10 protein-coding genes are annotated in these 12089 nt (G+C 64.4%); 7 read left to right on the top strand and 3 right to left on the bottom strand.

What is annotated here, in order from left to right; translation table 11 throughout:
• The first annotated feature begins 51 nt into the window (after window positions 1-51).
• From H7J73_RS07715 to H7J73_RS07685, 7 genes are all read left to right on the top strand, one after another.
• Complete coding sequence (locus H7J73_RS07715; RefSeq protein WP_264066740.1) at window positions 52-1413, top strand: cation:dicarboxylate symporter family transporter; 1362 nt, start codon at window positions 52-54, stop codon at window positions 1411-1413.
• A gap of 190 nt (window positions 1414-1603) precedes the next feature.
• Window positions 1604-2896: an NDMA-dependent methanol dehydrogenase gene (gene mdo, locus H7J73_RS07710; RefSeq protein ID WP_264066739.1), complete on the top strand. Its 1293-nt coding sequence runs from the start codon at window positions 1604-1606 to the stop codon at window positions 2894-2896.
• Window positions 2896-4032 carry an AAA family ATPase gene (locus H7J73_RS07705; RefSeq protein ID WP_264066738.1) on the top strand — a complete coding sequence of 379 codons (1137 nt, stop codon included), beginning with the start codon at window positions 2896-2898 and terminating at the stop codon, window positions 4030-4032. Before mdo ends, H7J73_RS07705 begins: the two co-directional genes overlap by 1 nt.
• A gap of 9 nt (window positions 4033-4041) precedes the next feature.
• Window positions 4042-5571: a VWA domain-containing protein gene (locus H7J73_RS07700; RefSeq protein WP_264066737.1), complete on the top strand. Its 1530-nt coding sequence runs from the start codon at window positions 4042-4044 to the stop codon at window positions 5569-5571.
• A 122-nt stretch (window positions 5572-5693) separates the two neighbouring features.
• Window positions 5694-6884, top strand: coding sequence for an iron-containing alcohol dehydrogenase (locus tag H7J73_RS07695; protein WP_264067092.1), 1191 nt, complete (start codon window positions 5694-5696; stop codon window positions 6882-6884).
• Window positions 6881-8212 (top strand): MadS family sensor histidine kinase, encoded by a 1332-nt coding sequence (locus H7J73_RS07690; RefSeq protein ID WP_308207398.1) that lies wholly within the window; start codon window positions 6881-6883, stop codon window positions 8210-8212. The genes H7J73_RS07695 and H7J73_RS07690 overlap by 4 nt, the downstream gene beginning before the upstream one ends.
• Window positions 8209-8847, top strand: coding sequence for a MadR family response regulator transcription factor (locus tag H7J73_RS07685; RefSeq protein WP_264066736.1), 639 nt, complete (start codon window positions 8209-8211; stop codon window positions 8845-8847). Before H7J73_RS07690 ends, H7J73_RS07685 begins: the two co-directional genes overlap by 4 nt.
• On the opposite strand, the gene mftM is transcribed toward H7J73_RS07685, so the two are convergent.
• The 3 genes from mftM to H7J73_RS07670 all read right to left on the bottom strand — a co-directional run bounded on the left by mftM (window position 8844) and on the right by H7J73_RS07670 (window position 12053).
• Window positions 8844-9758 (bottom strand): mycofactocin oligosaccharide methyltransferase MftM, encoded by a 915-nt coding sequence (gene mftM / locus H7J73_RS07680; protein WP_264066735.1) that lies wholly within the window; start codon window positions 9756-9758, stop codon window positions 8844-8846. The two genes, H7J73_RS07685 and mftM, sit on opposite strands and share 4 nt — an antisense overlap.
• A 122-nt stretch (window positions 9759-9880) precedes the next feature.
• Window positions 9881-10564, bottom strand: a complete 684-nt coding sequence (locus tag H7J73_RS07675; RefSeq protein ID WP_264066734.1) for a class I SAM-dependent methyltransferase — start codon at window positions 10562-10564, stop codon at window positions 9881-9883.
• A 10-nt stretch (window positions 10565-10574) separates the two neighbouring features.
• The gene (locus H7J73_RS07670; RefSeq protein WP_264066732.1) at window positions 10575-12053 is read right to left on the bottom strand and encodes a glutamate-cysteine ligase family protein; all 1479 of its coding nucleotides are present in this window, start codon (window positions 12051-12053) and stop codon (window positions 10575-10577) included.
• Window positions 12054-12089: the final 36 nt, after the last annotated feature.

The following is a 12089-nucleotide window of genomic DNA, read 5'->3' as shown; positions in this document are numbered from 1 at the left end:
CATCGAGCATTGCATCACTGCACGTGATCCGCCCGATTCAAGGAGTGTCCGATGGCTGACCGAACCTCGACCGCAACGACGCCGCGAAAGCGGGACAAGACCCACTGGCTCTATCTGGCGGTGATCGTCGCAGTCGTCGCCGGCATCGTGGTGGGACTGGTGGCCCCGCACTTGGGATCGAGCCTCGGCGTGCTCGGCACCCTCTTCGTCAGCCTGATCAAGATGATGATCGCCCCGGTCATCTTCTGCACGATCGTCCTGGGAATCGGATCGGTCCGCAAAGCCGCCTCGGTCGGCAAGGTCGGTGGGATCGCCCTGGTCTATTTCCTGGTCATGTCGACGGTGGCGCTCGGCATCGGCCTACTGGTCGGCAACATCATCAGCCCCGGGACCGGGTTGAACATCGCGAGCAATCCTGGTGCGGGCGCGAAGCTGGCGGATACGGCACACGCGTCCGGCGGGACGATGGAATTCATCACCGGCATCATCCCGACGTCGCTGCTGAGCTCACTGACGGCGGGCAACATCCTGCAGGCCCTGTTCGTTGCGCTGCTGGTCGGATTCGGACTGCAGGCCATGGGCCCCACGGGTGAGCCGGTCCTGCGCGGTGTCGGGCTCATCCAGAAGCTGGTCTTCCGGATTCTGGCCGGCATCTTGTGGCTGGCGCCGATCGGTGCCTTCGGTGCCATTGCAAAGGTGGTCGGCGACACCGGTTTCGACGCAGTCATCCAGCTCGGCGTGTTGATGCTGGCGTTCTACCTCACCTGCGCGATCTTCGTGTTCGGTGTGCTGGGCTTGATCCTGCGCTTCGTCGCGCACACCTCGATTTTCAAGCTGGTTCGCTACCTGGCGCGGGAGTACCTGCTGATCGTGGCGACGTCGTCCTCGGAATCGGCCCTGCCGCGGTTGATGGCCAAGATGGAGCACGCTGGAGTGCAGCCCGCGACGGTCGGCATCGTGGTCCCCACCGGGTACTCGTTCAACCTGGATGGCACCGCGATCTACCTGACCATGGCATCGCTGTTCATCGCCGATGCGATGGGCAACCCGCTGGCGATCGGGGAGCAGCTTGCGCTGCTGGTCTTCATGATCGTCGCGTCGAAGGGTGCCGCTGGGGTCAGCGGCGCGGGTTTGGCGACCCTGGCCGGCGGACTGCAGGCGCACCGACCGGACATGCTCGACGGCATCGGCCTCATTGTCGGGATCGACCGGTTCATGTCGGAGGCCCGCGCGGTCACCAATTTCTCCGGGAACGCCGTCGCCACCATCCTGGTCGGGGCGTGGACCAAGTCGGTCGATCACCGCAAGCTCGCCGATGTCCTCGACGGCAAGGACCCATTCGACGAGCAGACCATGGTCGACGACCATTCGGGCCCGCAGGTCGAGACCACGAAGGAGCCGATTGCAGTCTGACCTTCTTTCCCGCCGCAAGCCGCCGCCCCTGCCCGAATGGGCAGGGGCGTGCCTGTCCGGTCGTGTCGACTTCCGCTGTCTGCGGACGAGTCTTGCCCTGAGACTGTTCCCTGCGTCACACCTACGTGCCTACGTTGGCCATTGACAGACCACTGACACGCTGTGCTGCATCGCGAAAGGACGACCGGACATGAAGGTCGAAGATCTACTCAAGCCATTCCCTATCAAGGAATTTCACCCTTTCCCACGCGCCATGATGGGCCCCGGCGCCCACGAGATGGTCGGGCCGGAAGCGCTCAAGATGGGCTTCAAGAAGACCCTGCTGATGTCGTCTGGTCTGCGCGGCACCGACATCGTGCACAACATGGCCGAGTCGCTGAAATGGCACGGCCTTGAGGTCGTGGTGTATGACCAGGTCGAGTCGAATCCCAAGGACTACAACGTCATGGATTCGGTGAAGCTGTACCAGGAGCAGGAATGCGACAGCTTCATCTCCATCGGCGGTGGCTCCACGCATGACGCCTGTAAGGGCGCGCGAATCTCGGTGGCGCACGACGGTCGCAATGTGAACGACTTCGAGGGCTTCAATATGTCCGAGAATCCGAAAAACCCACCGCACATTGCGATCTCCACCACCGCGGGTACCGGCTCGGAAACATCCTGGGCGTACGTCATCACCGACACCACAACAGATCCCGACAACCCGCACAAGTACGTGGCCTTCGATGACGCCTCGGTGGCGACGCTCGCCGTTGATGATCCGGTCCTTTATTACAGCTGCCCGATCGACTACACCGCGCAGTGCGGGTTCGACGTGCTGGCCCACGCTTCGGAGCCGTATGTCTCCCGGCTGAACTTCGAGCCGTCGCTGGGCAACGCGATCCGGGCCATCAAGCTGACCGCCGAGAACCTGCGCGAGGCGACCTGGAACGGTCAGGATCTCGCCGGCCGCCAAGGCATGATGTACGCGCAATACATTGCGGCGCAGGCCTTCAACTCCGGCGGCCTTGGCATCATCCACTCCATCTCGCATGCGGTCAGCGCGTTCTACGACACCCACCACGGGCTGAACAATGCGATCGCGCTCCCGCGGGTGTGGGCGTTCAACATGTCGGCGGCGTACAAGCGATTCGCCGATATCGCACAGGCGATGGGTGTCGACACCTACGGCATGACCGACGTGCAGGCTGCCGACGCCGCACTGGCCGCCGCGATCCGGCTGCTGCGTGACGTCAACATCATCGAGAAGTTCACCGACGTCAAACAGGACAGTTACTCCAAGAACCGCCTCGGTCAGGGCCCGACCAAGTACTACGAGAACGCGCCGGTGATCAAGGGCGACAAGGCTGACGTCGACCGGATCACCAACCACGTGCTCGGTGACGCCTGCACCCCCGGCAACGCCAAGGAGTGCACCTTCGACCTGGTCCGTCCCGTCGTCGACCACTGCATGAACGGCGACCTCGACGATCTCCTTTCCTGATGCTCGATTCAATCGACGAGGTGCGTGAGGCACTCGCCGGCGAGGGCTACATCGCCGACGAGCGCCTTGCGACAACGGTTTTCCTGCAGACTAAGCTCGACAAGCCGCTGCTGATCGAAGGACCGGCCGGGGTTGGCAAGACCGAGTTGGCCAAAGCCCTTGCCCTGGCGACCGGTCGGCGCCTGCTGCGGCTGCAGTGTTACGAGGGCCAGGACGAGACCAAGGCGTTGTACGAATGGGATTACGGCAAGCAGCTGCTGTACACCCAGATCCTGAAGGAGAAGATCGGCCAGATCGTGGCTGATGCGGGCACTCTGGATGAGGCCGTCGATCGGATCGGTAAGCAGGAGAGTGTGTTCTTCTCCGACCGGTTCCTGGCCTCTCGGCCCTTACTGGAAGCCGTCCGGTCCGAGGAGCCGGTGGTGCTGCTGATCGACGAGATCGACCGGGCCGACGAGGCACTGGAAGCGGTCCTGCTGGAATTGCTTGGTGAATACCAGGTTTCGGTACCCGAGATCGGGACCTTCACAGCCAGGCATGCGCCGTATGTCATCCTGACGTCGAACAACACTCGGGATCTGGCGGCCGCCCTGAAACGGCGCTGTCTGCACCTGTTCCTCGACTATCCTTCGGCCGAGCGGGAGTTGGAGATCGTGCGGTCCAAGAACACCGGGCTCACCGAGGCGGTGGCAGCGCAACTGGTCGACGTCGTCCGTGGCTTGCGCGAGCTGGATCTGCGTAAGGCGCCGAGCATTTCCGAGACCATCGACTGGGCCCGCACGTTGGCCGTTCTCGGGGTCGGGGAACTGTCTGCGCAGGTGCTGTCCGACACCGTCTCGGTGGTGGTCAAATATGACAAGGATGTTCGCAAGGCACTCGACGCGTTGCCCAGACTGGTCGACCCGAATGCGAAAGTTCCTGCCGCACTGCACAGTCATAACGGGCACGCGCATGAGCACGGTCACAGTCATGACCACGATCACGGTCATGATCACCCACACCCGCGCGAGGACACCGAGCCCGAACCGGACGGCAAGGCGATCCGGCAGGCGAAGGACAAGCCGGGCCGATTCAAGGACGGGTATTACGGAACACCCAGCAAGACAGCCTCGTTGGGCCGTCGCCGGCCGTTCTAGGTGATGTAGATGGAAGCAACGCTGCACCGATTCGTTCGGCTGCTTCGCCTCGGGGGGCTACGCGTCTCGATCCCCGAGGCGCTCGATGCGATGCGGTGCGCAGGGCAGCCCGGTGTCCTGTCCTCACGGGCTACCCTGCGCACCGCACTTCGGGTATCGCTGGTCAAGGATCAACGCGACGAGCCGATGTTCGACGAGATCTTCGAGGCCTTCTTCGCGTTGGTGCGGGTCGCCGGGGAGGAAACAGCGCACGGGCACAGCCATGCCCACGACGACCTCGTCGACGCCGGCGAACTGGAGTCCTTCACCTTGTCGGAGGAACCCAGTGACAAGCCGGAGGAGGGGCACGAGCACGGCAAGCCCAAAAGCATCCGCGAGTACTTCAAACAGGAAGACCTGGCACAGCAGTACAACCTGCATCAAGAAGCCAACAAGATCGACCTCGCGGCGCTGACCGACCAGATCGTCTTCTCGAAGGAGAGCGCGGGACTCGACGACAACAAGTACCGGGTGGAACTGTCCGCGGACCGGCTGCAAGGGGCGGGTCCGCCCGGCACCCTCTCATCCTCTTCGGGCGGCACCAGTGTCGACGCGTCGCTGACCATCGCCGAACAGGACGCACTTCTGGGTTGGCTCAACGCCATCGAGGACCTCGATGGCGAGGGCGACGAAGCGGATGCGGCCGCATTGCGCAAGCGCCTGACCGGCGTGCTGGAGAACCTGCCGGCGGCGTTGAAGCGACACCTCGAGGCGCTGCTTGCTCTGGAGAGCAAGATCGTCGAGACCCGCGAACTCCGCGAAGCGCGGCTAGATCGAATCGGTGAGACCGAACGAGCCGAACTCGAGGACTCCCTGCGCCGGCTGGCGCGCAGCCTGCACGGCGCCTTGACCCACCGGCGGCGGACCGCCGCGGCGGGCCGGGTGGACTCCGGTCAAACGATGCGTCGCAACATGCGGTTCGACGGGATCCCGTTCATGCCGGTCACTGTGCGCCGGGCCGAGGACCGACCGCGGCTGGTCGTCCTGGCCGATGTCAGCCTTTCGGTTCGGGCGACATCGCGGTTCACCCTCAACTTGGTACACGGCCTGCAGGACTTGTTCACCCAGGTCCGATCGTTCGCTTTCGTCGCGGATGTCGCCGAGACCACCGAGCTGTTCCGCGACTACAGCAGTGAGAAGGCCTTGGGTCTGATCTTCGGTGGCGACGTCATCGACACCGCCGAAAACTCCGATTACGGCAACACCTTCGGGGAGTTCCTCGCCGAGCACGCCTCTGCGGTGACCCGGCGGACCACCGTCGTCGTCCTCGGTGACGGCCGCAACAACGCCAACGACCCCAATCTGGCGGCGTTCGAGGAGATCACCCGACGCGCCAGGGAAACCGTGTGGCTGACGCCGGAGCCGCGGTATTCGTGGGGGCTGGGCAGCTGTGACCTGCCTGCCTACGCCGAATACTGCAGCCGGGTCCGGGTGGTCCGCGATCTGTCCGGGCTCGAACACGCTGCCCACGACTTCGCCGTCGGGACGGTCGGCAGGTGAGCCTGCGAGGTCGTAGGCTGGAACCTGATGTGTTACCCGGGTCACAGTCGGTGTACTCGGAGCACGGTGGGCGAGGCGGGATTGTGGCGAATCAAGAGCGGGTGCGCACCCGCTATCCGGCACTGTTGCCGGAAAGTGCGCACGCCCGCAGATCGCCGCAGCCCACCCGGTTGCTGAAGTTCCACGCGCCAGAGATCGTCTTCGGGATCGACTCGATGATGGAGGCAGCGCACGCGGCGGTCCGACTGGGCGCGCTGCGGCCGATGCTGGTTACCGATCCCGGTCTCATCGAGGCCGGCTGGGTGGACGAGATGGTCGGCCACCTCGCGGACCAAGGGGTGCAGTGTCGTCTGTGGAGCGCCCTGACGCCCAACCCCAAAGACCACGAGATCGCCGCCGGCTACGAACTCTATGCCGAGCAGGGCTGCGATGTGATCGTCGCGGTCGGTGGCGGCTCGGTGATCGACGCGGCGAAGGGTGTCGCGATCCTCGCGGCCAACGGCGGCCACATCCTCGACTACGAGGGCGTCGACAGAGCGCAGATGCCGATCCCACCACTGGTGGTCGTGCCGTCGACCTCCGGAACCGGCGCCGATGTCTCCCAGTTCTGCATCGTCACCGATACCGCGCGCAACGTAAAGATCACCATCCTCGGCCGCGCTCTGGTGCCCGATATCACCGTGATCGATCCCCGTCTGCTGACCACGATGCCCAGCTGGCTCAATGCAGCGACAGGACTCGACGCACTGACGCACGGTATCGAGGCCTTTGTCTCTCTCGGTCACAACCAGCTCACCGATCACCACGCGTTGAGGTCCATCCAGCTGGTCACCGAGAATCTGGTCTGCACGATGGAGCGCCCCACCGAGATGCCGGCACGGGTGCTGATGGCCCAGGCGGCACTGGAAGCCGGGCTGGCCTTCACCAACGCCATTCTCGGTGCGGCACATGCGATGAGTCATCAGGTGGGTGGTTTGCTCGACCTCCCGCACGGGGTGATCAACGGGATACTGCTGCCCCACGTGATCCGGTTCAACGCCGAGGCCGACCCCGAGCCGTATGCGGTGATCGCCACTTGCCTCGGGGTGGCCGATCCCGGTGCGCCTACTGCGGAAGCCGCACTTGCGCTTGCTGATCGGATCGACAAGTTGGCCATCGACGTCGGGGTGCCACGTGGGCTGGCACAATTGGGCGTCAGTAAGGAGAACCTGCCGATCCTGGCCCATAATGCGCTTCACGATGCCTGCATGAGCACCAATCCCCGCTCCGCAGACGAGGCGCAGATGCACGCGTTGTTCCTGGCGGCGATGTGACGTCCAGCCCGGACCTGGAGCAGCTGACCGGGCTCCGCTCGGGCAAGGGCACGTTCTACCCCGAATTCCGGGTCACCGCAAAGCGGTTGGACCGGGTGGTAGCCGCACTCGACACGATCTCCCGGGCCTTGGTTCAGACGACCGAGGGGCCGGAGAACCTCGTTCGCGCGGTCGCCGAGGCGGCGCGCGCCCACCTTGACGCCGACTGGGTGCTGTTGGCACTGGCCGACGGCGCGCTACCCGAAGCCAGCCCGCGACACCTGATCCTGGACTCTGCAGGAGCCCCGTATGCGTTCGAAGGGCTTTCCGGGGCACGAGATCCCGGACCACACCTGCCCGGTGTGGTACTCAACCGGCTCAACGACATCCTGCGCGGTCAGCTCGGCCAGTTCCGGCTGCCGGTGATCGAACGACAACACGCGCATGTTCCTATCGAACTTGACGGTGGGGTGATCGGCGCCTTCGCCGCCTGGACGCCGCCGCACCGCACACTCGACGCCACCGACGGGTCGGTGATGCGGATTCTGGCGAGTCAGACCGCCGTCGCCTTGCAGAATTCGGCGCTGTACTCGAAATCGAGGGTCTTGCTTGCCCAGTCGGAGGCGCGTAATGCCGAACTGCTGGCCACGCAACGCGAGTTGGGTGCGGTGCAGCGTCATCAGGTGCTCGACTCGGAACGGCATCGGATCGCGCGTGAACTCCACGACAGCGTCGCGCAGACTGTGCTCTCGGCCGGGATGCAGATCGAAGTGTGCCGAAGCGAGGTCGAATCTCTTTCCACTGCTGTCGAACTCGTCGATCGCCTGGATCTCGCCAAGGATCTGACGCGCTCGGCCACCGAGCAGTTGCGCTCCGCCATCTACGCGCTCAATCACCCCGGTGACTCGCACCGGTCCAGCCTGGCCGAGATGCTCGGTCAACTGGCGACTGTGCACATGCCCGAGGATCTGCGAGTTTCCCTGCGGGTCAACGGCGCGGCGGCCGAACTGCCCAGCGAGATCGAGCATGCGCTGCTGCGGATCGCCGGTGAGGCCTTGTTCAACACAGCCATGCACGGTCAGGCCACCCGGGCGATCGTCCGCCTGACCTACAGCCACGCCGCGGTCACTTTGTCGATCGCCGACGACGGTGTGGGCGAACCCGACAAGCTGCGCCTGATGTTGCGGCTGGCTGAGGCCGCCGATGTCGACGGCCGGCACCGCGGCCTGGCGAATATGCGGGCCAGGGCCCGCGAACACGGCGGCACATTCGATGTGCAGCGATCCCGGATCGGCGGGGTTCGAGTGGTGGCGCGTATTCCCCGCACGGCGGAAGGTCAGAACCCATGAACCCCATCCGGCTTGTCCTGGTCGACGACCATGCCATCTTGAGACAGGGCCTGCGCTCGCTGTTGGAGCGCGACGACGATCTCGTCGTGGTCGGAGAGGCGTCTTCCGAGGCCGAGGCCGAAGCCGTCGTGCGGGCAACCTCACCCGATGTGGTCCTGCTGGATCTGAAACTGTCCGCCGGTTCGGACTACGAGGGGTTGTCCTTGTGCACCAAGCTCTCTGGCGCATATCCCGATTTGGGGCTACTGGTGCTTACCACGTTTCTCGACGAAGACCTGGTGGTGCGAGCCGTCCATGCGGGCGCCCGTGGCTATGTCGTCAAGGATGTCGACACCACCGAACTGGTGCGAGCCATTCGGGCGATCTCCGGCGGAGAGAGCGCTTTCGACGCGCGCAGTGCCGCCGCGGTGGTGCGCTCGATGTCGGGCCGGACCGCCACCCGCCAGCAGCTCACCGACCGGGAACTCGAAGTGCTTCGACTACTGGCAGCGGGCCTGTCCAACAACACCATTGGTGAGAAGCTGTTCATTTCCGCGACGACGGCGAAGTTCCACGTCAGCAATATCATGCGCAAACTCGAGGTGAGTCGACGGGCGGAGGCCGTCTACGCGGCCAGTAAGCGCGGACTGATCTAGCGGTCGAGAACCAGCCAGCCCCCGTGATATTCGGCCACTGTCGCGGTCACGGTGGGATGCGTCGCACGCACAGTTGTTGCCAGCGCGTCCAAGGCGGGGAGATCGAACCTCTGCACGTGTCCGTAACAGGTACGGGGCTCCTGCTCAAACGGCACGGCGATCACGACTCGTCGGCGCGCCAGCCGCAGGGCCTCGTCGATCACCGCGTCGGCGAGCTCCGGCGCCAGGTGCTCGATGAGGTGTAGTGCCGTGACCGTGTCGGCTGCGCCGTCGGGCAGCGGCACCGCGGCGGCGTTGCAGCTCAAAGTTCGAACGGGCCGACACAACCGGTCACTGACCTGCGCCAGTAGGCCCATCGTCGGTGCACTCAGATCGGTCGCCAGCACCTCGATTCCGTGTCGAGCCATGCGCAGTGGGAAGAAACCGAAGCAGGACCCAAGGTCTATCAACCGCGGGCCGTCGACCAGCTCCGCGGCGTGCTGGTGAATCGGCGCGAATGCGGTGGTGCCGGATTCGAGTTTGCGCAGCGAATTTCGGTAGAAGCGCAACCAGGCCGCCATGCCGCCATCGACTGTGGACCGCACCACCCCGGTGAAAGCCAGCTCGAATTCCGACCGGCCGCGGATGGCACCTGTTTCTACGAGCTCGTCGAACAGGAGGACGGCGAGCTCGTCGCACAGCTCGTCAGGTGTGAGGTCGTGGTCGATTGTCAGGATGTTGCCGCGGCGCTGAACGCAGAATCGATTGGTGCACAGTCCTTCTCGGTGATTATGACGATGGTGCAGGTCGAATCTTCTGGCCACCCGAACACCGTGTCCGGCCCACATTCCCCGCGGTGCAGGGGCCAGCGGATCGATCGAGAGTGCGCCTGGATCAGTTGCAGCATCTGCCTGTAGCGCTGTAACCGTCATACTGGACAACGCTATTGAGTAGAGGCGGCGGGCGCGCGCACCGAACGGGCGCGATCGTCGACCCGTCCGGATGGGGAGGTGACTACCCGTTCGGCGAGTGCGCTGCCGATTGGGAGAGAAATCTAGTCCGGTTTGTGGGCACTGAGGAGGAAGGCCGGAAACTTCATGCGCCCCTTCTCGTCGCGGTCGTGCTGCGGCGGTTCAAACGAGGCGCTTTTCATCGCTTCGAGCGGCGGAGTGTTGGCGTGGATGAATGCCGGTCGGACCTCGTCGATGCTCCAGTATTTGCCCACTGCGGCCCGCAATTCATCTTCGTCGACCTCGTTCGGCTTCTGCTGCAGCTCGGCCGGAAAGGCGCCCTTGGCGAACACCAGGATGTAGTAATGGGCTCCGGGAGCGGCCGCCCGGAACACCGACTGCTGGTAGCCGTCGCGACCCTCAACCGGAAGCGAGTGGAACAATGTGCTGTCGAGAATAGTGGCGAACCGGCCGTCGAACCCGGTGAACTTCGTGATGTCATCCTGGACGAACGTGGCGTTCGACAACCCACGTTCTTCGGCGGCTTTGGTGGCTGCGACGACGGCGGTCGGCGTGAGTTCGATACCCACCACCGTGTAGCCGTCGGCTGCCAGGGCTAGTGATAGTTCCGCGTATCCGCACCCGGCGTCGAGGACCTCGCTACGGATCTTCCCTGCGGCGATCAGCGCGGCTAGCTCGGGCTGCGGCTCACCGATGTTCCACGGCGGCGGCCCCTGAAACTCACCGTCGCCCTGGTATGCACTGTCCCAGTCCATCACGTCAGTCATGATTTCGACGCTACGCCGGACCATCCCAGGTGTGCACGGGCTCGTTGCTGTGCATCCGCTCGCAATACAGCCGCAGCATCTCGGCCAGGGCCTGTGGCCTGGTCATCCCGCGTTCCTGCAATGCCTGCACGGTGGACACCTGCCAGGTGGCGCCGTTGCGGCCGGTCTTCGCACGTCCCTCGATGACGCCGAGGAACCTTTCCCGAACTTCGGCGGCGACACCCCAGCGACGCAATCCCTCGTGCGCCATCGGCAACAACCGACGCAGGACCAACTCGTCGGGGGTGACTTCTCCTTCGCCCGGCCAGTACAGGCGAGCGTCCATGCCGTCGCGGGCCGACGCGACGAAATTTGACTCTGCCGCAGCAAAACTCATCTTGGTCCAGACCGGACGGTCCTCCTCGGACAGTGTGCGCAGCATCCCGTAGTAGAAGGCGGAATTGGCCAGCATGTCGATCACTGTCGGCCCGGCCGGCAGTACCCGGTTCTCGACGCGCAGGTGGGGGCGGCCTTGCACCACGTCGTATACCGGGCGGTTCCACCGGTACACGGTGCCGTTATGTAGGCGCAGCTCAGAGAGATTCGGCGTCCGACCGGCGCCGAGTTCGGCCAGAGGATCTTCATCGGAGAGTTCAGGAAGCAGCGCGGGGAAGTAGCGGACGTTCTCCTCGAACAGGTCGAAGATCGAGGTGATCCAGCGTTCGCCGAACCAGACCCGCGGCCGGACGCCTTGGGATTTCAGTTCTTCCGGGCGGGTGTCGGTGGCCTGGGTGAACAGCTCGATCCGGGTCTCGGCCCACAGCTGGTGGCCGAAGAAGTACGGCGAGTTGGCGCCGAGCGCCAGCTGCGGGCCCGCCAGCACTTGCGCCGCATTCCAGTTGCTCGCAAAGCTCGCGGGCGAAACCTGAAGGTGCAGTTGCATACTGGTGCATGCTGATTCCGGCGCTATGGTGGCCGCGTGCAGGCTCAGCCGCTCCGGGCCGCTGATGTCGATCGCGATGTCCTCTCCCCGGGCGGTGAAGATCGAATCGTTGAGCGCCTGGTACCGCGTCGAGTCACTCATCCAACCGTCGGCCAGATGTTCGGGCATCAGCGTCGGCAGTATGCCGACCATCACTATGTGCGCGCCGCTGGCATTGGCCTTGGTCTCGGCGGCGTTGAGGCTGGCCCTGATGTCCGCCTCGAGCTCAAGGCCGGAGCGGCCCGGCAAAGGCCTTGGTGGGACATTGAATTCGATGTTGTAGGCGCCGAGTTCGGTCTGATAGGCCGGGTCGGCAATCGAGGCCAGCACGTCCTGGTTGGTCATCGCAGGCTGGTAGTCGGCATCGACCAGATTGCATTCGATCTCCATGCCGGTCAGCGGGCGCTCGAACTCGAAACTGGATTGGGTGAGCATCGTTTCGAACACATCGAGGCTCAGCTGCACCTTCCGCCGATAGTCCTGCCGCTGCGCCCGGCTGTACTCGGTCTGTTTGACCTCTTCGCCCACGGTGTCGATGGAACAGGGTTACTGGCGGCGAAGCAA

Origin of the sequence: Mycolicibacterium komossense, assembly GCF_025822605.1 — a bacterium.
GTDB classification, from domain to species: domain Bacteria; phylum Actinomycetota; class Actinomycetes; order Mycobacteriales; family Mycobacteriaceae; genus Mycobacterium; species Mycobacterium komossense.
Note: the sequence above shows the minus strand (reverse complement) of the source record. Positions and strands in the feature narration are given on the sequence as shown.

Bases quoted from the DNA above. Each gene is read 5' to 3' on its own strand.
- H7J73_RS07715 (WP_264066740.1), top strand. From the start codon at position 52: ATGGCTGACCGAACCTCGACCGCAACGACGCCGCGAAAGCGGGACAAG.
- mdo (WP_264066739.1), top strand. From the start codon at position 1,604: ATGAAGGTCGAAGATCTACTCAAGCCATTCCCTATCAAGGAATTTCAC.
- H7J73_RS07705 (WP_264066738.1), top strand. From the start codon at position 2,896: ATGCTCGATTCAATCGACGAGGTGCGTGAGGCACTCGCCGGCGAGGGC.
- H7J73_RS07700 (WP_264066737.1), top strand. From the start codon at position 4,042: ATGGAAGCAACGCTGCACCGATTCGTTCGGCTGCTTCGCCTCGGGGGG.
- H7J73_RS07685 (WP_264066736.1), top strand. From the start codon at position 8,209: ATGAACCCCATCCGGCTTGTCCTGGTCGACGACCATGCCATCTTGAGA.
- mftM (WP_264066735.1), bottom strand. From the start codon at position 9,758: ATGACGGTTACAGCGCTACAGGCAGATGCTGCAACTGATCCAGGCGCA.
- H7J73_RS07675 (WP_264066734.1), bottom strand. From the start codon at position 10,564: ATGACTGACGTGATGGACTGGGACAGTGCATACCAGGGCGACGGTGAG.